The organism is Methylobacterium sp. A52T (genome assembly GCF_053346095.1).
This window is the reverse complement of record NZ_JBKFBI010000001.1, coordinates 26,863-50,109: the sequence shown is the minus strand read 5'-3', so window position 1 is coordinate 50,109 and position 23,247 is coordinate 26,863. Positions and strand designations below refer to the sequence as shown.

The following is a 23,247-nucleotide window of genomic DNA, read 5'->3' as shown; positions in this document are numbered from 1 at the left end:
GTCCGCCGCGTCGAAGGCAGAGATAGCCGGGCCGGTTGTCTCCCGTTCGCCGCGTCCGTGACGAAGTGTGTCAGCCCCCGGAGCCGGCCCGCGGCAGGCGGATCTCGGCCCGTAGGCCGCCCCCGGCCCGGTTGGTCAGGTCGAGGGAGCCGCCGTCCGCCTCCACGGCCCGCTTGGCGATGGTCAGCCCGAGCCCCGTCCCGCCGGTGTTGCGGTTTCGCGAGCCCTCCAGCCTGACGAAAGGCTCGAAGGCGCGGGCGATCTCCGCCGGCGGGATGCCGGGACCATCGTCGTCGACCTGCAGCATCAGTGCCGCACCCTCGACTCGCAAGCCGATGCGGACGCGCGTCCCGTAGCGCACGCCGTTGTCGACGAGGTTCTCCAACGCCCGGCGAAAGGCGACCGGCCGCACCGTCGCGAGCGCCCGGGCGGGCCCCTCGAAGACGACGTCCCGGCCCGCATCCGCCGAGGCGTCGGCGACGCCCATCAGGACGCTCGCCACGTTGGTGACCTGGCGCGTCTCCGGGTCGGCGTCGCCGCGAAGGTAGGCGAGCGTGGCCTCGACCATCGCCTGCATCTCGTCGAGGTCGGACGCCATGGCGCGACGCTCGCCCTCGTCCTCGACGCGGTCGAGACGCAGGCGCAACCGCGCCATCGGCGTGCGCAGGTCGTGTGAGACGGCGGCGAGAGCCTGCGTCCGCTCGCCGACGAGGCGATGGATGCGGTCCTGCATCGCGTTGAGCGCCCGGGCGATGCCGCGCATCTCGTCGGGACCGATCTCGGGCAGCCGCACGACCGCGCCATGCCCGATCCGGCCGGTCGCCTGCGTCAGTTCGCGAAGCGGGCCGGCGATGCGATGCATCAGGACGACGGCGGCCACCCCGACGAGGATGGCCATGGCCGTCGCCAGCGACGCCCATGGAGTGACCGGGTTGAGGCTCGGCCCATGGGCCGAGCGGAACGTGAGTGCGCCACCGTCCGGGAGCGGGAACGACCCGCGCAGGTCCTGTCGGTGGAGCGGCTCGTTCGGTGCCTCCAAGGTGAGGGTCAACCCGGGGTCCAGGACCGGTTCGAGTGCCACGAGGCGGTCGCGCAGGTCCCGGAGGACCGGATCGGTCGCCGTGGCGGTCCGGGCTTGGCCACGAGGGTCCCAGCCGATCTCGAAATGGTTCGAGGAAAGGGCCTTGGCCTCCGTCGCGCGCGCATCCGGCGGGCGCCGCAGGACCGCCTCGCGCGCCAGGACGAGCTGCCGGGCGACCTCCGTCGCGAAGGCTTCGTCGGCCGCGGCCGCGGCCGAGCGCCGATAGATCGTGAGCGCCCCGCCGTGGACGAGGAGGACCGCGAGCAGCAGCACGGCGACCGTCCGTCCTTCCAGGCTGCGGGCGAGGTCGACGAGGGCCTTCATGCCCGCTCCACCTTGGCGGCCAGCATGTAGCCGGAGCCGCGCACGGTCTTGATGACCGGGGCCGCGCCCGCGGGTGGTTCGAGCTTGCGACGGAGCCGGCTGACCAGGGTATCGACGCTGCGGTCGGAGGGGGAGGACAGGCGCCCGCGGCTCATTTCCAGGATCTGCTCGCGGCCGAGCACCCGCCCGGGGTGTTCGAGGAAGACCAGCAGCAGGTCATGCTCCGCGCCGGACAGGTCGACGGCGGCTCCCTCGGGATCGGTCAGGACCCGGCTGCGCAGGTCGAGCCGCCACCCGGCGAAGGTCATGACCTCGGCCCGCGCCGTCGCCGGCATCGGCGCGATGGAGGTCCGGCGCAGCACCGCCCGGATGCGGGCGAGGAGTTCCGGCCGGCCGAACGGCTTGGCGACGTAGTCGTCGGCCCCGAGCTCCAGCCCGAGCACCCGGTCCGCCTCCTCGTTCCGGGCGCTCAGCATGATGACGGGTACGGTGCCCCTCGCGCGAAGGGCCCTCAGCAGGTCGAACCCCGAGGCCCCGGGCAGCATGACGTCGAGCAGCACGAGGTCGACGGCGAGGCCTGGCAAGAACGACCACATCTCAGCGCCGCTGCGACAGCCCGTGACCCGGAATCCGCTCTCGCGCAGGATGCGGGTGACGAGCACGCGCATGCCGTCGTCGTCCTCGACGAGGAGGACATGGGCCGCCTCGGGTGTCGCATCGAGGGTGTTGCTCACCGTCCGTACCTTCCCCTAGCCGATCATCTCGTCGAGGAGGAGCAGCAGCAGGAAGCCCGCGAAGAACATCGCCGTGACCCAGGGTCGGTCCTCGGTCTCGTGCGCCTCGACGAGGAGCTCCTCCGTGACGAGGTAGAGGAGCGCGATCAGGCCGAAGGCGAGGAAGCCGCCCTGGACGGGAGCGGGCATCGAGCCGACCGGGCCGCCGAGCAAGGCCCCGAGCGGCAGGAGCAACACGAGCCCTGCGGTCGAGCCGACCACCTTCCACTTGGACGCACCGCCCTCGCCGAGCTCGTTTGCGACGGTCAGGCCCAGGAACAGCACCTCGATGGTAAGGGCGACGGTGAGCAGGATTCCGGCCTTGGCGCCCGCGGCGAAGGCGATGCCCAGGACCAAGCCGTCCACGAGGATGTCGACGCCCGTCACCGCCATCAGCCCGACCGGGCCGTTGACCCGCTTCTCAAGGTTGCGCACGGCCAGCATGGCCGCGACCCCTAGCCCCCCGCCGACGAGCGTCGCCCCGGCCGAGCCCGCGTGCTTCAGGTCGGGCAGGATCTCGCCCGCCGCCGCCGCGAAGACGACGCCGGCCGCGAAGTGCTGAATGGCGCTGACCAGGACGGGTCCCGGCCGCAGGTTGACCGCGACCGCGGCACCGGCGATGGCGGCCGCGGCGGGGATCAGGGTGTAGGCCCACGCCTGCATCCCGGCCTCAGACCACATGGTCCGAGGCGAGGGCGCACGCGTTGTCGGCGCTCGTCTCGACCTGCAGGGTGGTGTGGCCGATCCCGAACTTCTCCCGCAGGTCGTGCGCCGCCTGCATCAGGAACGCGTCCCCGGGATGCCCGCCCGGAATGACGAGGTGGGACGTCAGCGCGGTCTCGGTGGTGCTCATCGGCCAGATGTGGAGGTCGTGCAGCGCCGCAACTCCGGGGAGGCCCCGTAGGTGACGGCGGACGGCATCGGGGTCGATGCCGGGCGGCACCGCCGCGAGCGAGAGCTTCAGGCTGTCACGCAGCAACCCCCAGGTGCTCCAGACGATCACGGCCACGATGCCGAGGCTGACCACCGGGTCGAGCCAGGCCCAACCGGTGTAGAGGATGACGAGGCCGGCGAGGACCACCCCCGCGGAGACCGCCGTGTCCGCCGCCATGTGCAGGAAGGCGCCCTTGATGTTGATGTCGCCCTTGGCGCCGGACGCGAACAGCCAAGCGGTCGCGCCGTTGACGGCGATGCCGACCGCCGCCACCACCATCACGGTCTTGCCAGCGACCGGGGCTGGCTCGCCGAAGCGTTGGACCGCTTCCCACGCGATGGCCCCGACCGCCACGAGCAGGAACACGGCGTTGAACAGCGCCGCTAGGATCGACGAGCCCTTCATCCCGTAGGTGTAGCGCGACGTGGGCGCGCGCTTCGCCAAGACCGTTGCGGCCCAGGCGACGACGAGCCCGAGCACGTCGGACAGGTTGTGGCCGGCATCCGCTAGCAACGCCACCGAGTTGGCGAGCACGCCGTAGGCGGCCTCCACGGCCACGAACCCGACGTTCAGGGCGATGCCAACGGCGAAGGCCTTGCCGAAGCTCGCGGGCGCATGGGAGTGACCCGGCCCGTGGGCGTGTCCGCCGTGGTCATGGGAATGTTCGTGATCCGAATGGTCGTGGTGTCCCATCATCTCCGCTCCAGGTGCGGCTCGCTGCGGCCGAGGGAGCTGCAGAAGTCGATTGGAGCGCCTCCTACCTCCTCCAGCCGCTGGAGAAGCAAGTGCCCGCTTCAGAAGCCTGTCAGTGCCGGTCGTGCAGGCACTCGCCATGGTCGGCCAATACCTCGATGATGCGGCATTCCCGGACGGGTCCGCCCGAACACTGGTCGAGCATGGCCTGGACTTCCTGCCGGAGACCGTTCAGCCGCGCGAGCCGGTCGTCGATGTCCGACAGGTGCTTGCGGGCGACTGCGTCGGCCTCGTCGCAGGGACGCTCGGGATGGGCGGACAGGTCGAGCAAGGTCCGGATGTCCTCGACCTCGAAGCCCAACTCGCGCGCGTGCCGGATGAACCGCAGGCGGCGCACGTCGGCCTCCCCGTAAGTGCGACGGTTGGCATCGGTGCGGACCGGTTTCGGGAGCAGGCCCCGCTCCTCGTAGAACCGGATCGTCGTGACCTTCACCGCGGTGCGCCGCGACAATTCCCCGATGGCGATGGGCTTCACGGCGCTTGCTCCTACAGTCGCTGGAGGAAGTAGGGTCCTGTCCGATGGGATGGAAGGCAACCGCCGTGAGCGACGCAGCGACCCTGGACCGGACCGAAGCCCCGCCGACCCGCTTGCGCGTGTCCGGCATGGATTGCGCCTCCTGCGCGGCGAAGGTGGAGACCGCCGTGCGGCGGCTCCCCGACATCGAGCGGGTCGAGGTCTCGGTCGCGACGGAGACGCTCACCGTCCGGCATGGTCCGGGGACCGACGTCCGGGCCATCGCGGCGGCGGTGCGCGGGCTCGGCTACGGCGCCGAGGACCCGGAGGCAGGGGAGGCGGCGGAGGTCGCGGAGATCCCGTGGTGGCGGGCGCCGAAGGCCCTGTTGGCGTTCGCCTGCGGCTCGGCGCTCGTGGTGGCCTACGCGCTCGGCCACGTCGCCCCGGCGACCGACCGCTGGGCCTTCCTCGCGGCCATGGCGGTCGGCCTCGTGCCGGTCGCCCGGCGCGCCGTCTCGGCCGCCCGGTACGGGACGCCTTTCTCCATCGAGACGCTGATGACGGTCGCCGCCGTCGGCGCGACCGTCATCGGGGCGACCGAGGAGGCGGCGACCGTCGTCTTCCTGTTCCTCGTCGGCGAGGTGCTGGAGGGCGTCGCCGCCGGCCGCGCCCGCGCGAGCATCCGCGGGCTGACCGGCCTCGTCCCGGAGACGGCGCTCCTGGAACGCGGCGGCACGACCGAAGCCGTGCCCGCCGCGAGCCTCAGGGTCGGCAGCGTCGTGATGGTGCGGCCGGGGGACCGCGTTCCGGCGGACGGCACCGTCATCGACGGCGGGAGCGACATCGACGAGGCGCCGGTCACCGGCGAGAGCGTACCGAGGCGCAAGGAGGCGGGTGACGCGGTCTTCGCCGGCACCATCAACGGCGACGGCGTCCTGCGCGTGAAGGTGACCGCAGCCGCACGGGACAACACCATCGCCCGCGTGGTGCGCCTGGTGGAGGAGGCGCAGGAGGCGAAGGCCCCGACCGAACGCCTGATCGACAGGTTCTCGAAGGTCTACACGCCGGCCGTGGTCGCCGTGGCGGCGCTGGTCGCGACGCTGCCGCCGCTCGTCGTCGGAGCCTCCTGGAGCGAGTGGGTCTACAAGGGGTTGGCCATCCTGCTGATCGGCTGTCCCTGCGCGCTGGTCATCTCGACGCCGGCGGCCATCGCGGCCGGCCTTTCCGCGGGCGCCCGCCGGGGCCTCCTCATCAAGGGGGGTGCCGTGCTGGAGCGGCTGGCCGCGGTCACGCAGGTGGCCTTCGACAAGACCGGTACCCTGACCGAGGGCAAGCCGGTCGTGACGGATGTGGAGGCGTTCGGCCGGTCCGAGCGGGACGTGCTCTCGCTGGCCGGCGCGCTTGAGGGCGGCTCTTCGCACCCGCTGGCCCGGGCCGTCCTTGCCAAGGCCGCGGAGGTCGGGGCGCCGATGCCCCCGGCGTCCGGCGTCGGCGCGCTCGGCGGCAAGGGCGTCGCCGGAAAGGTCGGCGGGCTCGACGTGTTCCTGGGCTCGCCCCGCGAGGCCGCCGCACGCGCGGCATTCGTCCCGGAGCAGGAGGCACGGATCTCCGCCTACCAGGTCGAGGGAAAGACGGTCGCCGCCCTGGTGGTGAACGGCGCCCTGGCCGGCCTTCTCGCCATGCGGGACGAACCGCGGCCCGACGCCAAGTCCGGGATCGACCGGTTGGCCGGGCTCGGCGTCGGCGCCATCATGCTGACGGGCGACAACGCGGCGACGGCGCGGGCGGTGGCCGGCGCCCTCGGCATCGAGGCGCGGGCGGAACTCCTGCCGGAGGACAAGCAAGGGATCGTGCGCGAACTCCAGGCGGCCGGCGCGGTCGTGGCGAAGGTCGGCGACGGCATCAACGATGCGCCCGCGCTCGCGGCGGCCGACGTCGGCATCGCGATGGGCGGCGGTACCGACGTGGCGCTGGAGACGGCCGACGCGGCGGTCCTGCACGGACGCGTCGGGGACGTGGCCCGCATGGTCGAGCTCTCGCGTCGGACACTGGCCAACATCCGGACGAACGTCGCCGTCGCGCTCGGCCTCAAGGCCGTGTTCCTGGTCACGACGGTGGCCGGCGTCACGGGCCTGTGGCCGGCCATCCTGGCGGACACCGGGGCGACGGTCTTGGTGACGGCGAATGCGCTCCGCCTGCTTCAGGAAGGAAGGACGGTCTGATCGGGCCCTTGACCTTCCCACGGTGGGAAACCCCATCTGCGTGTGACGTCAACCGAAGGAGTGCGTCATGCATCGTTTCAAGGTCGAGAAGATGGGGTGCGGTGGCTGCGCCAAGTCCGTCACCCGCGCCGTCCAGGGCGTCGAGCCGAACGCCGGCGTCGAGGTCGACCTCGGCGCGAAACTCGTGACCGTGTCGGGCGTCACTGGCCCGGCCGACCGGATCGCCCGGGCCATCGCCGAGGCCGGCTACCCGGCCGAGCCGGCCTGAGGCTCGCCGCAACCAAACGGCGCATCCGCCGTTCCCGAGCTTACCGGACGGACTTCCGCGCCGGCCCGGAATTTGGCATCCTGGATTCGTGATCTTCTGGCTCGCCCTCCGGCGACTGTTGCCGCTCCTGGCGGTCCTCAGCCTCGCCCTGTCGCCGGTGGCCGCCCCCGCGGCCACCGCGGCCATGCACGCGTCGATGGCCCACGGTCCCCACGCTTCGGCCATGGCCGGCCACGGCGACATGGACCATGCCGCCATGGGTCACCACGACGCCGGATCGGTCGATATGGCGGGCATGGGCATGGACGGCATGCCGTGCTGCCCGAAGGCCCCGGCCGCCAAGCCGGACTGCGCCAAGGGCTGCCCGCTGATGGCCCTGTGCCTGGCGAGCGTGGCGTCGCTGCTCCCCGCCGCGCTCCCGGTCCCGGTGCCCGTCGCCACCCGCGCGAGCGTTTCCTGGCCGGCGCCTGCGGCCTTCGCCAGCGTGCACGGGACGCCGTTACCCGAGCCGCCCCGAGCCTGAACCCGATGCCGCCGGCGCCCGCGCCGGCACGGTGCCGCGCGCCCGCGCGCCGCCATCCATCGCGTTCAGGAGACATCACCCGTGACCAAGAACCTCTTCGCGCGCGCCGTGCCGGCCGCGCTGCTCGGCGCCGTCCTGTCGACGTCGGCGCTGACCGTGACCGCCCGGGCGGACATCAAGGACTACCAGTTCCAGCTCGTGCAGCAGGTGGCGAAGGTCGGCGAGGCCGTCGTCTCCGTACGCCTCGTGGACAAGCGCACGGGCAAGCCGGTACCCGACGCCGTGATCTTCGCCAAGCGCCTCGACATGGCCCCCGACAGCATGGAGGAGATGGTCACCAAGCTGGAGCAGGTGCCCTCGACCGAGCCGGGCATCTACCGCTTCAAGGCCAAGCTCTCGATGGCCGGCGGCTGGCGCCTGTCGCTCGGGGCCAAGGTCCAGGGCGAGGACGGCACGGTCGAGGATCGGCTCGTCTTCCAGGCCGTCAAGTGAGCCGGTCGGCATGGCTCGCCGGAACCCTCGCCGCATTCGTGGCGGGGGGCGTCGGCTACGTCGCCGGGCACGGGACCCCCGCCGTGCCGGCATTCGTGGAACGGGCCCGGTCCGAGCTCGTCCCCGGGCTTGTCGATGGCGTGCGCGAGCGCGTCGTCGGCTGGCTTCCCGCCGGCACGGGACCGGCGGCGGCACGCGCACCGGCCCCGGCGAAGGCGGCCCGTCCGGTCCTGTACTACCGGGACCCGGACGGGAAGCCGGTCTACTCGGCGTCGATGATGGCCACCGATGACGGGCGCGGGTTCCGGGCGGTGCGCGCCGGCGAGGACGTCGGCTTCGACGACCCCGACCACGGTGAGGCCATGCCCGCCGGCATGGCCGGCCACGACATGTCCGACCATCGGATGGCCGGGCCCGGCATGGCGCAGGGCGGGATGGCCAGACCCGCCGGGGGCGAGCGCAAGATCCTCTACTACCGCAACCCTATGGGGCTCCCGGACACCTCGCCGGTGCCGAAGAAGGACTCGATGGGGATGGACTACATCCCCGTGTACTCGGGCGAGGACGAGGGCGGGAACGTCGTGACCGTCTCGCCCGGCAAGGTCCAGCGCACCGGCGTGCGCACCGAGACCGTCGACCGGCGGATCGTGGCGCAACCGGTGCGCGTTCCCGGCACGGTCGCCCTCGACGAGCGGCGGGTGACCGTCATCGCGACCCGGTCCGACGCCTACGTCGACCACGTCGAGAACGTCACCACCGGCGACCGCGTCCGGAAGGGCCAGGCGTTGGTCCACGTCTACTCGCCCGAGATCAACGCGGCAGCGGCCCAGTTGATCGCCAACCCGGGCTTCGACGGGGCGCGCCGCCGGCTCCAGAACCTGAACGTCTCCGAGGCCGTCATCGACGAGATGGAGCGCACCCGGAAGGTGCCGATGGCGGTCACGTGGTCCTCGCCCCGGGACGGCCTCGTCCTGCAGCGGACCGCGGTCGAGGGCATGAAGGCGGCGGCCGGCGACACCCTGTTCCGGATCGGCGACATCTCGACGTTGTGGGTGCTGGCCGACGTGCCCGAGCGCGACCTCGCCTCGGTTCGCGTGGGCCAGGCCGTCACCGTGCGGCTGCGCTCGGCCCCGGGCCGGGCGTTCGCCGGCAAGGTCTCGGTGATCTACCCGCAGGTGAACCCCGACACCCGGGCGACGCGGGTGCGCATCGAGCTGCCGAACCCGGACGGCGCGCTGCTGCCCGACATGTACGCCGACGTCGAGATCGCCACCGGCGACGCCAAGCCGGTGGTGGCCGTGCCGGACGGCGCCGTCATCGACACCGGCGAGCGCCAGGTCGTGCTCCTCGACCGGGGCGAGGGACGCTTCGAGCCACGGCCGGTGAAGGTCGGCATCCGCGGCGGGGGATACACGGAGATCCGCGACGGCGTCGCGGCCGGCGACCGGGTGGTGACGGCGGCGAACTTCCTGATCGACGCCGAGAGCAACCTGAAGGCGGCGCTGCAGTCCCTGGCGGCCCCGAAGGACGACCGGCAGGCCTTGAGCGCGGGAGGCACGCCGTGATCGCGCGCCTCATCGGCTGGTCGGCCCGCAACCTCGTTCTCGTTCTCATCGGGACGGTGTTCGCCGTCGCGGCCGGCGTCCTGGCGCTGCGGACGCTGCCGCTGGACGCCATCCCCGACCTCTCGGACGTGCAGGCCATCGTCTACACCGAGTACCCGGGGCAGGCCCCCCAGGTGGTGGAGGACCAGGTCACCTACCCGCTGACCACCGCCATGCTGACGGTGTCGAGGGCCAAGGTGGTACGGGGCTTCTCGTTCTTCGGCGTGTCCTTCGTCTACGTGATCTTCGAGGATGGCACCGACCCCTACTGGGGGCGCTCGCGGGTGCTGGAGTACCTCAACGCGGCGGCGAGCCGCCTGCCGGCCGGCGTGACGCCGACGCTGGGGCCCGACGCGACCGGCGTAGGCTGGGTCTACCAGTACGTCGTCGTTGCCAGGGAACGGACGCTCGCGGAACTGCGCTCGATCCAGGACTGGGTCATCCGCTTCGGCGCCTCGCGCGCCGAGGGCGTGGCCGAGGTCGCGGGCGTCGGCGGCTTCGTGAAGCAGTACAACGTCGTCGTCGACCCGAACCGGCTGCGTGCCCAGGGCATCTCGCTCAACAAGCTCCGGGACGCGATCCGCGCGAGCAACGCCGACGTGGGCGGGCGCACCGTCGAGCTCTCGGAATTCGAGTTCATGGTGCGTGGCCGCGGCTACCTGAAGGGCGTCTCCGACATCGAGAACATCGTGCTGAAGACCTCCGGCGGCACGCCTCTGCGGGTTCGGGACGTCGCCCGGGTCGAGCTCGGGCCGGACGAGCGGCGCGGCCTGGCCGAGCTGAACGGCGAGGGCGAGGTCGCCGGCGGCATCGTCCTGCAGCGCTTCGGCGCCAACGCCCTGAGCGTCATCGACGGCGTCAAGGCGAAGCTCGCGGAGGTGGCGGAGAGCCTGCCCCCCGGCACCGAGATCCTGCCGGTCTACGACCGCTCCCAGCTCATCGACGCGGCCATCGACACCCTGCGGCACACGCTGGTCGAGGAGAGCGTGGTCGTCTCCCTGGTCTGCGTCGCGTTCCTGCTCCACGTGCGCAGCGCGCTGGTGGCCATCCTGATGCTGCCGGTCGGCATCCTGATGGCGCTCGCCGGCATGAAGGCGTTCGGAATCGGCGCCAACATCATGAGCCTGGGCGGCATCGCCATCGCGGTCGGCGCCATGATCGACGCCGCCATCGTGATGATCGAGAACGCCCACAAGCACCTGGAGCGGGCGCCGCCCGGCAAGCCGCGCGTCGAGATCCTGGTCGAGGCCGCGAGCGAGGTTGGACCCTCGCTGTTCTTCTCGCTCTTGGTCATCACCGTGAGCTTCCTGCCGATCTTCACCCTGGAGAGCCAGGAAGGCCGGCTGTTCGGACCGCTGGCCTACACCAAGACCTTCGCCATGGCGGCGGCGGCGCTCCTCTCGGTGACGCTCGTCCCGGCGCTGATGGTGCTGTTCGTGCGCGGGCGGATCGTCCCGGAGCACCGCAACCCGCTCAACCGCCTGCTCATCTGGCTGTACCGGCCGCTCATCGCCGGGGTGCTGCGGGCGCGGCTGCTGACCATCCTGCTCGCCGTGGGCGTGCTGGCGGCGACCGTGTGGCCGGCCCGGCAACTCGGCTCCGAATTCATGCCCGACCTCGACGAGGGCAGCCTGCTCTACATGCCGACGACGCTGCCGGGGATCTCCGTGACCAAGGCCGGTGAGCTGCTCGCGACCCAGGACCGGATCATCAAGTCCTTCCCCGAGGTCGCCTCGGTCTACGGCAAGGCCGGGCGTGCCAACACCGCCACCGACCCGGCGCCCATGGAGATGTTCGAGACGGTCATCGCCCTGAAGCCGAAGGCGGAGTGGCGGCCCGGGGTGACCCTCGCCAGCCTCAAGGCGGAAATGGACGCCGCGCTGCAGTTCCCGGGCGTGTCCAACGCCTGGACGCAGCCGATCCGCGCCCGCATCGACATGCTGTCCACCGGCATCCGCACGCCGGTCGGCATCAAGGTGCTCGGGACCGACCTGAAGGCGATGGAGGGGGTCGCCCGGCAGGTCGAGGCCGTGGTCCGGGCGGTGCCGGGCACGTCGAGCGCCTATGCCGAGCGGGTGATCGGCGGCTACTTCCTCGACATCGCGCCCGACCGCGAGGCGCTGGGCCGCTACGGCCTGATGGTCGGCGACGTGCAGGACGTCATCGCCACGGCGCTCGGCGGGCAGGCCGTGACGAACACGGTCGAGGGCCGCGAGCGCTACACCGTCAACGTGCGCTACCCGCGCGCCTTCCGCTCGGACCCGCGCGCCATCGCCGACGAGGTGCAGGTGCCGCTGCCGGCCGGGGGCACCGTGCCCCTGCGCGAGGTGGCCAAGGTCGAGCTCACGCGGGGACCGACCTCGATCCGCACCGAGAACGGGCAGCTCGCGGTCTACATCTTCGTCGACATCGCCGGCCGCGACCTCGGCGGCTACGTGGCCGAGGCGCGCCAAGCCGTGGCCGACGGGGTCAAGCTGCCCCAGGACACGACGCTGCAGTGGAGCGGGCAGTACGAGTACCTCGAACGGGCCGAGGCGCGGCTGCGGATCGTGGTGCCGCTGACGCTGCTCGTCGTGTTCCTGCTCCTTTACCTGAACTTCCGGCGCCTGACCGAGACGCTCATCGTGATGCTGTCGCTGCCCTTCGCCTTGGTCGGCGGGGTGTGGCTGCTCTGGTGGATGGGCTTCAACATGTCGGTGGCGGTGGCGGTCGGCTTCATCGCGCTCGCCGGCGTGGCCGCCGAGACCGGCGTGATCATGCTGGTCTACCTCGACCATGCCTGGGACGAGGTCCGGGCCGGGTGCGCGCGTGAGGACCGACCCCCGACGCGGGCGGACCTGCGCCGCGCCATCATGGTCGGCGCGGTCGAGCGGGTGCGGCCCAAGATGATGACGGTGGTCGCCATCATGGCGGGCCTCGTCCCGATCCTCTGGAGCACGGGCTCGGGCTCGGAGGTCATGCAGCGCATCGCCGTGCCGATGATCGGCGGCATGGTCTCCTCGACCGCGCTGACCCTCGTCGTGATCCCCGCCGTCTACGCACTCGTGAAGGGCTGGACGCTGCCGCCGGGCAACCAAGCCCGGGCGGAGGCCGTCGAGGAGCCGACGCGTCACCGGGCCGCCGCCGAGTAGCGACACCCCCAACCTGCATCGAAGGAACCGTCCATGTCGTCGCCCGCCCGCAAGGCCGTCCTGTATCGGATGGTGACCCCGGAACACACTTGTCCCAACGGCCTGAAGGCCAAGGACCTCCTCGAACGCAAGGGCTTCGCGGTCGAGGACCATTTCCTCACGACCCGCTACGAGATCGACCGCTTCAAGGACGAGCACCAGGTCAAGTCGACGCCGCAGACCTTCATCAACGGCGAGCGCGTCGGCGGCTTCGACGACCTGCAACGCCATTTCGGCAAGGCCGCCAACGACCCGAACAAGCCGACCTACGTGCCGGTCATCGCGGTGTTCTCGATGACGGCGCTCATGGCGCTCGCGGCGAGCCACGCCGTCTACGGCACGCCGTTCACGATGCGCGCGGCGGAGTGGTTCATCGCCTTCAGCATGTGCGTGCTCGCCGTCCTGAAGCTGCAGGACGTCGAGAGCTTCTCGTCGATGTTCCTGGGCTACGACCTGCTCGGCCGGCGCTGGGTGCGCTACGCCTACGCCTACCCGTTCCTGGAGGGCATCGCCGGCGTCCTGATGGTGGCCGGCGCCCTGAATTGGATCTCGATCCCCGTGGCGCTGTTTATCGGCACGGTCGGGGCGGTCTCGGTGTTCAAGGCGGTCTACGTCGACAAGCGGGACATCAAGTGCGCCTGCGTGGGCGGGTCGAGCAAGGTGCCGCTCGGCTTCGTCTCGCTGACCGAGAACGTGATGATGGTCGCCATGGCCCTCTGGATGCTGGCGGTGCACCATTGAGTGCCGCCTTCGCCGCCCCGGGCTGGCTCCATGCCCTCTCCGTCGCGTCTCTCCTGCTCGGGGCCGCCTGCTCGCTCCTGCTGTCGGTGCAGGTGATCCGGCACCCGCAGCACATGGCGGTGATGAACGTCGTCTGGCCGGTCTGCGCTCTGTTCGGCACGCTGGCCGTGGTCTGGGCCTACTTCCGCTACGGGCGGCTCGCCACGATGGAGGCGCACCACAACGCCATGGAGCGGGACGAGAAGCCCCCGAACATGACCGAGACGCCGTTCCCGGCGATGGTGGGCAAGGGCTCGCTCCACTGCGGCAGCGGCTGCATGCTGGGGGACGTCGCCGCCGAGTGGCTGGCCTTCCTGGTGCCGGCGGTGGCGGTCTGGTTCGGCTGGCACGCACTGTTCGAGGAGAAGATGTACGCCGTCTGGGTGCTGGACTTCGTCTTCGCCTACGCGCTCGGGATCGTGTTCCAGTATTTCGCCATCGTGCCGATGCGGGGGCTCTCGCCCGGCAAGGGGCTGATCGCGGCCATCAAGGCCGACACCCTGTCGCTGATCTCGTGGCAGGTCGGCATGTACGGCCTGATGGCGCTCGTGCAGTTCCGGCTCTACCCGGGTCTGGCGGGAGGTGCGGCGCCGGTGAACTCGGTCGAGTCCTGGTTCGCCATGCAGCTCGCGATGGTAGCGGGATTCCTCACCAGCTATCCGTTGAACTGGTGGCTCATGAGCGCCGGCATCAAGGAACGGATGTGAAGCCTTTCCGGAGGTGCCGGAGGCCGGCGACGACGGCGTGCGGGGACTCTCTAACCAGGGCGTCCCGACGGCCAATGGTGATGGAGGTCGTCGATGACGTAGGCGTGGGCATGGCCGTGGCCGTGCGCCGCCGCCAGGTGCGGGTGGGACGGGTCGAGTTCGGGGTGAGCGTGCTCGACGGTCTCGGGGTCGTCGGACGGCCAGAGCAGCAGGGCCGCTGCGGTCGCGGCGAGCGTGACGAGTCCGAGCGCCGCGGCGGTGGCGGGCATCTCCGCCGTCGCCCCGAGCCAGCCGGCCAGCGGGTAGGTCACGAGCCAGGCGGCGTGCGAGAGCGCGAACTGGGCGGCGAACAGGGCCGGCCGGTCGTCGGGCGACGCGGAGCGCCGGAGCAGGCGTCCCGTCGGGGTCTGCGCCGCCGAGTAGCCGATACCGAGGACCAGCCAGGTCTCCAGGAGGGTGATCCAGCCAAGGCCGCGGCTCCACGACATCTCGGCGAACCCGAGCAGGACGAGGCCGAGAAGGGCGGCCGAGGGGATCATCACGGCACGGTCGGACAGGCGGTCGAGGATGCGCGGCAGCAGCAGGGCGGCGACCATCGAGCCGCCGCCGAACAGGCCGAGCGCCAGGGCGACGTCTTCCTGCGGGCGGTGGAGGATGGCCTGCACGGTCACCACCGTGTTGACGATGACCATCGCGCCGGCCGCCGCCACCGCGAGGTTCAGCGCGAGGAGCCCGCGCAGGCGCGGCGTCGCGAGGTAGATGCGCAAGCCCCTGGTGGTCCGGTCGTAGACCCCTGCCTGGCGGTCCGGCGGCTTCGGGGTCGGGAGCGTCGTGGTCAGGACCAGCGCCGCCGAGCCGAGGAAGCCGACGACGGTCCCGGCGAACAGGCCGTGGAAGTCGATGACCGTCAGGAGCACGGCGGCGAGCGCCGGGCTGAGCAGGTTCTCCAGGTCGTAGGCGAGGCGCGAGAGCGACAGCGCCCGGGTGTAGTCGCGCTCGTCCGGCAGGATGTCGGGGATGGTGGCCTGGAAGGTCGGCGTGAAGGCCGCCGAGGCCGACTGCAGGACCGCGATCAGCACGTAGACCTGCCAGACCTGGTCGATGAACGGCAGCGCCAGGGCGACACAGGCGCGGACCAGGTCGGTGGCCACGAGGAAGGCGCGCCGGGGCAGCCGGGCGACGAAGGCCTGCGCCACCGGCGCGACCAGCACGTAGGCGAGCATCTTGATCGCGAGAGCGGTGCCCAGCACCGCGCCCGCGTCCGCCCCGGCCAGCCGGTAGGCCAATAGCCCGAGGGCGACGGTCAGCAGGCCGGTGCCGACGAGGGCGATGACCTGCGCCGCGAACAGGTGCCGGTAGGTGCGGTTCGCGAGGACGCTCAGCATGCCGGCCTCACAGGTACTTCGCGATGGCCTTGAACTCGGCGAGCGCCCTGCGCGCGGCCTTGCCTCCGCCGTCGACGCCCTCGCCGAGGCAATGCTCCATGTGATCGTGGATCAGTGCCCGCTTGGCGTTGGTGACGGCGCTCTCCACCGCGTGGAGTTGCTGGGCGAGGTCCAGGCACGGACGGCCCCCCTCTATCATGGCGATGACGCCGGCGAGGTGGCCGTGGGCGCGCTTCAGGCGCTTGACGATGTCCGGATGAGAGGCGTGCTTCATCGCCCGATCCTATCCCCCAGGAGGGGATAGAAGCAAATACTACCAACGATGAAGATTGTCGCTCCGACAGAACGTAGTCGTTGTCGAAAAGCGTTTGCCCTTCCGGGATCTGGGAAAACGCAATAGGCCTAGTCATGCCGGGTCAGCCCGAGGCGCCTTATTACCGCAGCCTTGGCTTGCGCTTTGCCGACGTTCCGACGCTCGACCAACTCCTCCATAACCTGCCTGAGAATGGCATCAACGCCTATCGCGAGACCCTGCAGCCCGCGCTACTCCTTCACTATCCTCAGCCCTGTCCGTCCATCTGCATCAGCACGTGGTCGGTGCCGTCGCGGCGGGCGCCTTCCGGCACAAAGCTGCCGAACGCTTTGGGGTCAGCCTGGCGAGCGCCTGTCGGTGGTGTGAGCGCTTCGCCCGTGAGGGCCACGTCGAGCCCAAGCCGACGGGCGGCGATCAGCGCTCGCGCCAGATCGAGGCGCAAGCCGACCTAATCGTCTCCCTCTACGATGCGCAGCCCGGCCGACGCAGCATAACCCGCTTCGCGCCAAATGAATGTCGAGCCTACCTTGCCGCTGCATGATACGATGCAACCTGATTGGATGCCGCTCTAACTACCTTCTTGCCGGTATCGGCCCGTATTTAACGTAAATTTTTTTGCCCCCTTCTTGTCGGTATATCCATTGGTGATCTTCTAAAATCGCAAGCGCTACCTCAGCTTCTTTTTTTACCATTCGCGGAGATCCATACTGAAGAAGATGTCTCAATAATACATATCTTGGCAAATCTTCGCTGATTTGTTTCTCAGATTGTTTTCTTAGCCATATAAGTAATTTCTCTGCGTCAGTAATCTTTTTTTCGACCGCGCAAACACTTTGCAATCTTCTCAACTCATTGGAATAATAAAGAAATAGCCCGCATCCACACGCCATTGTATCTGAGTTGATGCTTGTTGCAGTCTCATCTTGGTAAATGGTAAGGACACTCGAAATGCGACAAATGATTTCGGCGGCATTCTCAGTGAAACATCTTATGGGCTCATTATTATTGCCCGGGCCCGAACCTTCTTCCATGTCACTGATAATACAAAATAACAAATTTAAGGCGTCCGTTTCGATATTAAGAGTTTTAGCGTCTGGGCCACGCCTGAGAGTGTCTTCGGCCGACAGAAGTTCTCTTATGCGATTATGAAATGGTGCAAGGCCCAAAATATCCTCGCGACGAACTTCGTAGTGTCTACGATCGCCTAATCGATTACCGGGCCAGCTCACAAGAGATTTTGAAAGTAAGTCGATTGCTCCCAACTGGTCAGTCCTAAGCTTCTCTATGGCGGCGGGCTCTGGTATTTCAAATTTCAGGCTTAGTTTTTTATCGCCCAGAATTTGCACTCTCTGGCCCTGCATTATAATAATATCATCGCCTCTCCAAAGCTTATTGATGTTATCGATGCGCTGAGCTTGAGCTCGATTAAGAACGCCTCTCGCATTAGCGGTAAATTGACTGATGTCTGTTGACTCATAAAGAGACGTATCGGGTAATGATTGGGACAATCTCATGAATGCGTCAAATGACAATCCGGACAAATGATACATGGATTGTAATGCAATTTGATGTACGTCGATTCGACCCGGGTTATCGGCTCGGGCATTCTTCTCTTCTTCGCGCTGGATGAGATTGTCTCGAATTTGTCTTTCATAATTTCGCAGATCTTGAAAGACGTAATTGTCGACAAGTAAATTTCTGGCTCCTGGCTCTAGAACTCGGATAAAATACAAACATATCGGACATTGAATCCCAAGAGGTGTCAAAACCTTTGCGTGATTTTGTGCAGCAAGTGACGTAAGAGACAATACGGAAGGAACTACTAATTCAACGGGCACTTGAAGTTGCTGAGACAATGAGACCGATATTTCTTTTAGTGGCCCGAGCGCGTCAGTCTCGAACGGAATACTAGGGGACGCCTTTGGCGTGAGAGGCAAAGGTAACCCGGCAGCAGTCAAATCCCCATCAAAATCGTCTGCATAGTCTTCCATGACAGCCTTCTACGATCTTTGAGGGATAGGTTCACGTTCAGAGTATATGAGGAAACTGCGAGACTCAGCCGTTTTGTATCGCAAGGTCTGCTCTGAGTTTGAACACTCCACATGCTACGCCTGCTACGTTGCTACGTCGCAGGCCCAGACATCCATCTTGTAGCATTTGTAGCAACTGTAGCAAAAAGCACTCAAGGCTGTAGCATTGTAGCAGCCGTAGCACAAGCGTTGGAGCAGACCTCCGTCCCTGAGCTTGTACCTTGTGACCGATCAGTCCCCAGTTGACAGGTCACCCGTGCCTCGACGGGGGCACTCCGGGGCGGTGAATTCGCCGGGCAGGTGGAGGCTCTCGGGGTCGCGCAGGCTTTGCGTGACGACGAACGAGCCGCCGCCACCGCCAAGCCACGACCACTGCCCCCCAAATCCGGGGGCCAATCCCCGGTTTGATGTGCCCCTGCCGACGACGCGCGAGAGCGCCCGACCGGTGCGGCTGTCCTGAAGGCCGCATGTGACGGTGATGGTCCACCCGCCCGGGGGCGCCGGGTCGGCATCTACTTGCCCGTAGCGCTCCCGGCCGGGCCCGGCGGGGACAACCAGGGAGAACTGCCATCCCGAATCCGGCTGGGGCCAGAGCTCGGCGGCAACGGCAGGGGCGGCCGCGCTGATCAGCGCGAGGGTGGCGAGGACGCTACGCATGGGGACGCTCCGATGGGATGGGGACGGCCCAATACGAGCCGGCGGCGAGGAACCAGACGAGGGCGGCCGCGCTGATCGGGCCGCCATCGGTGAGGAGGAAATCGGGGGCGCGGTAGGGGTCGAACCGGACCCGCTGCCCGGCGGCCGGGACGGGCCCGGTTTTGGCGAGCAACGAACTCGCGCTTACGGCGAGCCCGGATGCGCGCGACGCCTGCGGCCGAGACGCGGAACGTGACGTTCCGGAGCGCCAACGCGAACGCGTGCTCGACGACGCGGCCGCCCTCATGGATCACCAGGGCGCCGTCCGCCGTGCGAGGCACCGGTAGACGTCCGTCACCGGGGCTCCCGGCGCGCATCCGGAAGCTGCGGCAGGGCGAGCGCCATGGTGACCGCCCGGTTCGCTGCGACGAGGGCCTCGGGTCCGGAGAGGGCACGCTCGTCGGCCAGCCGCATGACGTGCCTGCTGTAGGCGTCGAGCCCGACGGCAACGTCGAAATGGATACGCCCGGTCGCGCGGTGCGCCCGCAGGGTGGAGAGCAGGTAGTCGAGGACGGGGGCGTGCTGTCGCTTCGTCATGCCCGCCTCCATCAATGCCGGGTTGCCCACGGGGCCGACATGCGCACCTGCATGGCGACTTCGACGAGCTTCTTGAGCGACCGCAGGCTGCCCCCCGGCCAATGCTGGGACAGGGCCTGGATCTCCGCCCGGTCGAGCTCCCCATGGTCGTCCGGCAGGCCCTGGCGGCGGGCGACCTCAAGGGCCATGCGGCGGGCGAGGACGGGCAGATGCTCCCGCGTCGGCAGGGGAAACTCCAGCACGACGAACCGGTCGACGACCTGCGAGGCGATGCCGTCGAGGCTGTTGGCAGTCGCAACGTGCAGCACGTGGCTGATGTCGACCTCGGCCTCGACGAAGGGGTCTCGGTATCGGCGCGCGTTCTCCGGCTCCAGGAGGCTCGTCAGCGCGTCCCGCAGCGTGCCGCCGCTGCCCTGGCGATTGCCGCCAGCGCGGTTGACCTCGTCCCAGAGGACGGCCGGGTTCGCGTGACCGGCGGTCATGGCGGCCCGGAGCGGGAGAGAGACCTCGCCACTGAGCCATCTCCGGGGGGTACCTGCCGCCGCCGAATCTGACGACCCGTCGCAGGCGTACCGCTCCACGTGCACGCCGCACCGCCTGAAGAACGCGTCCACGGCGGTCGTCTTGCCCCCGCCTGGGGCGCCCAGGGCGAGGATCGGCGGGAGTGCCCAGTGCTCCCGTGTGTCCTGAAGCGCGACGAGGCGCTCGAAGAACAGGCGGGCGTGCGGCGCATCGACAGAGGCCCCCTCGACGAGGACGCGGCGGTCCGACGGAAACGCGTAGAGCGGGAGGCGCGCCCCGAGGATGACTTGGAGCTCCGCCGCAGCGTCCTTGTTGGACTGCCCCTTGCCGCCTCCGCCGATGCGAGGCACGACCACGACGCTGGGGCTCGCCTCGGTCTCCGAGGCGGCAGGCTCCTCGCGGGCCTCCGTTACCTTGGCTACCGGCTCCGGCCGCGGCGCGGTCTTCTCGCCCGTGAGCGCCTCGGTGACGGCACCGCAGATGGCCTGCCGCTTGAGGTTCGCCACGAGGGCGAATGCCTCACGCCCCTCTTCGCGCCACTGGGCGAGGACGTCGATGAGGTCGGTCCCGGGGATGTGCCGCGACCGATACGAGCCGTCCAGGATCGAGGCGCCGAGGGCCGCCGCGAAGAGCTCCTCGTAGCCGTCGCCGGGCGTAGACCGCCTGGCATGCGACCACAGCAGCCTCATGAGCTCGTCGAGGACGCTCGCCTCGCCGAGCATGTAGAGGATCAAGGCGAGGCGGCCGCGCAGGTCATCCAGCGGCGACGGCAGCCCATGCGCCCAGTCTAGCTCGATGTCCTCAGCGAGGCGCGCGTCAAGCATGTCGCGCAGCAACCTGAAGGCGACGAGCAACTGCGTCTGAAATACTCTCCTCGCCACGCGCGTTTGCTTGCCCCGCTCCTCCATCATCCTGGCGGTGGCGTCCCACACACCGAACAGGAGCTCGGTCATGGGCCAGGAGCAGCCGACGGCGTTGTAGAGCCCGTGGCGATTCCCGCACATTACGTCGGGCCAAGTGTGGCTGAAGAATAAGTACAGGTCCTCGTGGGCCGTCCCGCCGAAGAGAGCGGCGCCGCAGAGGAGTTCGCGCAGCGTCGGAGGCGCGCTGGGGGCGCGGGGGGTCGTCATCGGTACATCCGGGTCGGCGCGAGCGGCACGAGCCTCTCAGCGCTGGAAAGCGTCCATTCTAGCAGGGCGAGCCCAGGAAAAGGTTAACGGGCACCCCTCACTTGTCTGTATCCCCGTCCGGCTTCGTGACGCGGCCGCGTCGGACGCGGCGGAGGCCGTTTAGGGCGTTGAGCGCGCCCTGCTCCGCATCGTCCAGCCGGTCAGCCGGGTGGTCGCGGTCGGAGCATCGGTCGGCGTACCAGGCCAGGGCGTACGCCAGCCGCCCGATACCCTCGGCATCGTCGTGGCAGGCCATGGCGCCGAGCTCCTGAAGGACGTTCGGATGCAGACCGTTCCTCGCGATGCGGTCCCGCTGCAGCGAACGCCGGTTCAGCCCGAAGGCCTCCGCGAGGGCGTAGCTCCACCCTTCAGGGAACAATCGCGTCGCCGCAGCCTCGACAGCAGGCGCCAAAGCTCGATTAACGAGAACTGGGTCGAGGGGCTGGGCACCGCCCTCACCAATCAAATGCGGATGCCGAGCCTCATCGTATGCGAACGCCTTTCCCTCGACGTGGCCCACGACCACCCAGCCGGCGGGAGCCGGCCAAGCATCGGGGTTCATGTACTGCAGAATGATCTCCATGATTGCTCGCGAAACCTATTATGCGGCCTATGATCTCAGCTCGCACCTGAGAACCCCGCGGGCATCCGGACCATGCTCCACCTGGATCGCCCCGATTGTGGGGATGGCTACTTCACCCTTAGCTCAGGAGCGGCGACACAGGGAGCCTTCTCGGAAGCCTGGTGTCATCAACGGGCGTTCCCAATGCCTCGGCATACTTCTGTTTGAGTTGTGCAGTCTGCTCCTCAGCTCTCAACATGTACAGCAGCAAATTAGCGGTTAAGACGACACGACCAGCGATGATCTTCTGCTCCGACATGCTGTATATAACGTTCCTGTATGGCACGTCGGTAAACCTTCTTGGCACGGTTGCGGCAACTCGGACCGCATCTTCCCAGTTTCCCGTTATACCCTTCAGCTTGCGAATGACCCTAAGCAGCACCTCAAGGCCCACCGATCTAAAAAGAATATTCTTGTTTGTATGACGCTCCCTGGCTAGGATTTCCCTAGCCGCGTCACCGTTCGCTGTGAAATATGCTGATAACTCAGGAATTTCGCTGACTAATAATTCGAAAAAACGCGCCGTCCTCTGATAATACTTGTTCAGATCTGCATCAGATGGCCGGACATATTTCATTTCTAAACGGGCATCGCGGTCCGAGCCCGTCACGATATTTCCAAGGATGGTGCAGACGTAATCATATAGCTTGATGATGGTCGTGAAATGCGTGCTGTCCTCAGACGACAAATTAGCTTGACCATACTTGATGCGTACTTGACCTCGACTAAAATAAGGATGTGTTTCGACAAGTCTCCGAGTTATAATGGCATAGGTATCAGATTCATCGAGTGCAATAATATCTGATTTTCCTACCTTTACAGCCGTCTTGTTTAAAGTGATGAACAGCCTGCGCGTCCGCTTTCTACCAGCTTCGTCAGCACGGTGAGAGACAAATATGACCGATATCTTTTCCGAGCCCAATTCCGTGTTTTGAGTAATAGCCTTTTTAATACCTGCCAACCGGTGCTGTCCATCCAGCGCGAACAGCTTCTCCTCGCCACTCAGATGAAGAAAGCCGAAGGCGGAGCGTGTCCACTCAGGAACAGCGTTCAATCCTTCGGCGTTGAGCGATGCGTCTATTCCGAGTTCCAACCATGTTGGCTCTCCTCCATAAACTGCAACAACAAGTGAATTGAAGAACCTGTCATCATGAGTCGTCAGGTATTGTGAAATAAGGTCGGAGCGAGGCCCGTTAAGGGAGCGCTGGATAAGGTCTGACAGCTCACGATTTACACGAACCTGATTTACTTCATCGGCGTACTGAACTCTCTCACTTAGATCGGCGAACGTCATGACTGTGGCGAAGTACGTCCAGTCACCCATTTGAGCAAAAATGGACGGCAGATAGATTGGTTCGTGCGTCATGAGAAGGCAGCCCTGGCCGGCCGTATGCTCGCGTCAAAGTCTTTGACGTTCGCCTTCGGCCATAGTGACGTAATAAGCCTTGATTCCAAAGCCTTTATGTCGACAGTAGAATGATCTATCGGACAGTAGTAAAAATCTATGTATCCGTAAAATTTATGCAAGTAATAACCTACCTTGGGCCTTGTCATGATGCGAAGTTCGCGCAAATATTCATTGAAACGTGTCGGGAATGTACGGCTTGCCGAGCCGGTCGCGCCGACCTCGCCGATATAAAATAAATAGCTATTGGGAGGGAAATCTGGGTTTGGCGCTCTTATAGCAAACGCATACAATCCACCCGATTGCGGGAGACTTGAGCGAGCCGCTTCCACAAATTCGACTTTGCTCCACGTTAAGCCAATGGGCGGGCCATATCGATCCCACATCTTGGGATATAAAACAAAACTCTCCTCGTGGAGTTTTATCTCATTCACCAGCTCAAACCAAACTTTAGTGTCCAACCGCTGCCTCCCAACAAGCAGA

24 protein-coding genes are annotated in these 23,247 nt (G+C 67.4%); 8 read left to right on the top strand and 16 right to left on the bottom strand.

The annotated features are described in order from the left end of the window. Nucleotides 1-70 precede the first annotated feature (70 nt). The 5 genes from ACLBYE_RS00250 to ACLBYE_RS00230 all read right to left on the bottom strand — a co-directional run bounded on the left by ACLBYE_RS00250 (nt 71) and on the right by ACLBYE_RS00230 (nt 4,340). Nucleotides 71-1,405, bottom strand: coding sequence for an ATP-binding protein (locus tag ACLBYE_RS00250; protein WP_447692551.1), 1,335 nt, complete (start codon nt 1,403-1,405; stop codon nt 71-73). Then, nucleotides 1,402-2,139, bottom strand: coding sequence for a response regulator transcription factor (locus ACLBYE_RS00245; protein WP_447692550.1), 738 nt, complete (start codon nt 2,137-2,139; stop codon nt 1,402-1,404). Before ACLBYE_RS00245 ends, ACLBYE_RS00250 begins: the two co-directional genes overlap by 4 nt. Before the next feature lie 15 nt (nt 2,140-2,154). Beyond that, nucleotides 2,155-2,841, bottom strand: coding sequence for a transporter (locus ACLBYE_RS00240; protein ID WP_447692549.1), 687 nt, complete (start codon nt 2,839-2,841; stop codon nt 2,155-2,157). A 7-nt stretch (nt 2,842-2,848) separates the two neighbouring features. Further along, complete coding sequence (locus tag ACLBYE_RS00235) at nt 2,849-3,808, bottom strand: cation diffusion facilitator family transporter (RefSeq protein ID WP_447692548.1); 960 nt, start codon at nt 3,806-3,808, stop codon at nt 2,849-2,851. A gap of 109 nt (nt 3,809-3,917) precedes the next feature. Further along, nucleotides 3,918-4,340 (bottom strand): MerR family transcriptional regulator, encoded by a 423-nt coding sequence (locus ACLBYE_RS00230; protein ID WP_447692547.1) that lies wholly within the window; start codon nt 4,338-4,340, stop codon nt 3,918-3,920. A gap of 65 nt (nt 4,341-4,405) precedes the next feature. Here ACLBYE_RS00230 and ACLBYE_RS00225 point away from each other — a divergent pair, with 65 nt between their 5' ends. The 8 genes from ACLBYE_RS00225 (at nt 4,406) to ACLBYE_RS00190 (ending at nt 14,085) form a co-directional block, all read left to right on the top strand. Beyond that, on the top strand, nt 4,406-6,541 hold the full coding sequence (locus ACLBYE_RS00225; protein ID WP_447692546.1) for a heavy metal translocating P-type ATPase: 2,136 nt from the start codon (nt 4,406-4,408) through the stop codon (nt 6,539-6,541). Nucleotides 6,542-6,608: 67 nt separating this feature from the next. After that, a complete protein-coding gene (locus tag ACLBYE_RS00220) occupies nt 6,609-6,809 on the top strand; it encodes a heavy-metal-associated domain-containing protein (RefSeq protein ID WP_331304694.1) in 201 nt (66 codons plus the stop codon). 88 nt (nt 6,810-6,897) lie between these two features. Continuing rightward, a complete protein-coding gene (locus ACLBYE_RS00215; protein WP_447692545.1) occupies nt 6,898-7,332 on the top strand; it encodes a hypothetical protein in 435 nt (144 codons plus the stop codon). Nucleotides 7,333-7,413: 81 nt separating this feature from the next. Next, nucleotides 7,414-7,824 (top strand): FixH family protein, encoded by a 411-nt coding sequence (locus ACLBYE_RS00210; RefSeq protein WP_447692544.1) that lies wholly within the window; start codon nt 7,414-7,416, stop codon nt 7,822-7,824. Beyond that, nucleotides 7,821-9,389, top strand: a complete 1,569-nt coding sequence (locus ACLBYE_RS00205) for an efflux RND transporter periplasmic adaptor subunit (RefSeq protein WP_447692543.1) — start codon at nt 7,821-7,823, stop codon at nt 9,387-9,389. Before ACLBYE_RS00210 ends, ACLBYE_RS00205 begins: the two co-directional genes overlap by 4 nt. Beyond that, complete coding sequence (locus ACLBYE_RS00200; protein ID WP_447692542.1) at nt 9,386-12,559, top strand: efflux RND transporter permease subunit; 3,174 nt, start codon at nt 9,386-9,388, stop codon at nt 12,557-12,559. Before ACLBYE_RS00205 ends, ACLBYE_RS00200 begins: the two co-directional genes overlap by 4 nt. Nucleotides 12,560-12,592: 33 nt before the next feature. After that, nucleotides 12,593-13,339 carry a MauE/DoxX family redox-associated membrane protein gene (locus tag ACLBYE_RS00195; protein ID WP_447692541.1) on the top strand — a complete coding sequence of 249 codons (747 nt, stop codon included), beginning with the start codon at nt 12,593-12,595 and terminating at the stop codon, nt 13,337-13,339. Continuing rightward, a complete protein-coding gene (locus tag ACLBYE_RS00190) occupies nt 13,336-14,085 on the top strand; it encodes a DUF4396 domain-containing protein (protein WP_447692540.1) in 750 nt (249 codons plus the stop codon). Before ACLBYE_RS00195 ends, ACLBYE_RS00190 begins: the two co-directional genes overlap by 4 nt. Before the next feature lie 50 nt (nt 14,086-14,135). On the opposite strand, the gene ACLBYE_RS00185 is transcribed toward ACLBYE_RS00190, so the two are convergent. The 11 genes from ACLBYE_RS00185 to ACLBYE_RS00135 all read right to left on the bottom strand — a co-directional run bounded on the left by ACLBYE_RS00185 (nt 14,136) and on the right by ACLBYE_RS00135 (nt 23,225). Further along, nucleotides 14,136-15,470 carry an MFS transporter gene (locus tag ACLBYE_RS00185; RefSeq protein WP_447692539.1) on the bottom strand — a complete coding sequence of 445 codons (1,335 nt, stop codon included), beginning with the start codon at nt 15,468-15,470 and terminating at the stop codon, nt 14,136-14,138. 7 nt (nt 15,471-15,477) lie between these two features. Next, a complete protein-coding gene (locus tag ACLBYE_RS00180; RefSeq protein ID WP_447692538.1) occupies nt 15,478-15,744 on the bottom strand; it encodes a metal-sensing transcriptional repressor in 267 nt (88 codons plus the stop codon). 286 nt (nt 15,745-16,030) lie between these two features. After that, a complete protein-coding gene (locus tag ACLBYE_RS00175) occupies nt 16,031-16,225 on the bottom strand; it encodes a hypothetical protein (protein ID WP_447692537.1) in 195 nt (64 codons plus the stop codon). Between the two features lie 130 nt (nt 16,226-16,355). Next, nucleotides 16,356-17,774, bottom strand: coding sequence for a DUF3987 domain-containing protein (locus ACLBYE_RS00170; protein ID WP_447692536.1), 1,419 nt, complete (start codon nt 17,772-17,774; stop codon nt 16,356-16,358). Nucleotides 17,775-18,044: 270 nt separating this feature from the next. Then, complete coding sequence (locus ACLBYE_RS00165) at nt 18,045-18,470, bottom strand: hypothetical protein (protein ID WP_447692535.1); 426 nt, start codon at nt 18,468-18,470, stop codon at nt 18,045-18,047. Next, nucleotides 18,463-18,642, bottom strand: a complete 180-nt coding sequence (locus ACLBYE_RS00160; RefSeq protein ID WP_447692534.1) for a hypothetical protein — start codon at nt 18,640-18,642, stop codon at nt 18,463-18,465. The genes ACLBYE_RS00165 and ACLBYE_RS00160 overlap by 8 nt, the downstream gene beginning before the upstream one ends. A 161-nt stretch (nt 18,643-18,803) precedes the next feature. Further along, the gene (locus ACLBYE_RS00155) at nt 18,804-19,046 is read right to left on the bottom strand and encodes a hypothetical protein (protein ID WP_447692533.1); all 243 of its coding nucleotides are present in this window, start codon (nt 19,044-19,046) and stop codon (nt 18,804-18,806) included. Nucleotides 19,047-19,057: 11 nt separating this feature from the next. Further along, complete coding sequence (locus tag ACLBYE_RS00150; protein ID WP_447692532.1) at nt 19,058-20,698, bottom strand: AAA family ATPase; 1,641 nt, start codon at nt 20,696-20,698, stop codon at nt 19,058-19,060. Nucleotides 20,699-20,795: 97 nt separating this feature from the next. Continuing rightward, the gene (locus ACLBYE_RS00145) at nt 20,796-21,320 is read right to left on the bottom strand and encodes a hypothetical protein (RefSeq protein ID WP_447692531.1); all 525 of its coding nucleotides are present in this window, start codon (nt 21,318-21,320) and stop codon (nt 20,796-20,798) included. A gap of 118 nt (nt 21,321-21,438) precedes the next feature. Beyond that, nucleotides 21,439-22,725, bottom strand: coding sequence for a DGQHR domain-containing protein (locus ACLBYE_RS00140; RefSeq protein WP_447692530.1), 1,287 nt, complete (start codon nt 22,723-22,725; stop codon nt 21,439-21,441). After that, nucleotides 22,722-23,225 (bottom strand): hypothetical protein, encoded by a 504-nt coding sequence (locus tag ACLBYE_RS00135; protein ID WP_447692529.1) that lies wholly within the window; start codon nt 23,223-23,225, stop codon nt 22,722-22,724. The genes ACLBYE_RS00140 and ACLBYE_RS00135 overlap by 4 nt, the downstream gene beginning before the upstream one ends. Nucleotides 23,226-23,247 lie beyond the last annotated feature (22 nt).

Bases quoted from the DNA above. Each gene is read 5' to 3' on its own strand.
- ACLBYE_RS00240 (WP_447692549.1), bottom strand. From the start codon at position 2,841: ATGCAGGCGTGGGCCTACACCCTGATCCCCGCCGCGGCCGCCATCGCC.
- ACLBYE_RS00220 (WP_331304694.1), top strand. From the start codon at position 6,609: ATGCATCGTTTCAAGGTCGAGAAGATGGGGTGCGGTGGCTGCGCCAAG.
- ACLBYE_RS00140 (WP_447692530.1), bottom strand. From the start codon at position 22,725: ATGACGCACGAACCAATCTATCTGCCGTCCATTTTTGCTCAAATGGGT.
- ACLBYE_RS00185 (WP_447692539.1), bottom strand. From the start codon at position 15,470: ATGCTGAGCGTCCTCGCGAACCGCACCTACCGGCACCTGTTCGCGGCG.
- ACLBYE_RS00165 (WP_447692535.1), bottom strand. From the start codon at position 18,470: ATGCGTAGCGTCCTCGCCACCCTCGCGCTGATCAGCGCGGCCGCCCCT.
- ACLBYE_RS00195 (WP_447692541.1), top strand. From the start codon at position 12,593: ATGTCGTCGCCCGCCCGCAAGGCCGTCCTGTATCGGATGGTGACCCCG.
- ACLBYE_RS00145 (WP_447692531.1), bottom strand. From the start codon at position 21,320: ATGGAGATCATTCTGCAGTACATGAACCCCGATGCTTGGCCGGCTCCC.
- ACLBYE_RS00250 (WP_447692551.1), bottom strand. From the start codon at position 1,405: ATGAAGGCCCTCGTCGACCTCGCCCGCAGCCTGGAAGGACGGACGGTC.
- ACLBYE_RS00150 (WP_447692532.1), bottom strand. From the start codon at position 20,698: ATGACGACCCCCCGCGCCCCCAGCGCGCCTCCGACGCTGCGCGAACTC.
- ACLBYE_RS00170 (WP_447692536.1), bottom strand. From the start codon at position 17,774: ATGGAAGACTATGCAGACGATTTTGATGGGGATTTGACTGCTGCCGGG.
- ACLBYE_RS00235 (WP_447692548.1), bottom strand. From the start codon at position 3,808: ATGATGGGACACCACGACCATTCGGATCACGAACATTCCCATGACCAC.
- ACLBYE_RS00180 (WP_447692538.1), bottom strand. From the start codon at position 15,744: ATGAAGCACGCCTCTCATCCGGACATCGTCAAGCGCCTGAAGCGCGCC.
- ACLBYE_RS00155 (WP_447692533.1), bottom strand. From the start codon at position 19,046: ATGACGAAGCGACAGCACGCCCCCGTCCTCGACTACCTGCTCTCCACC.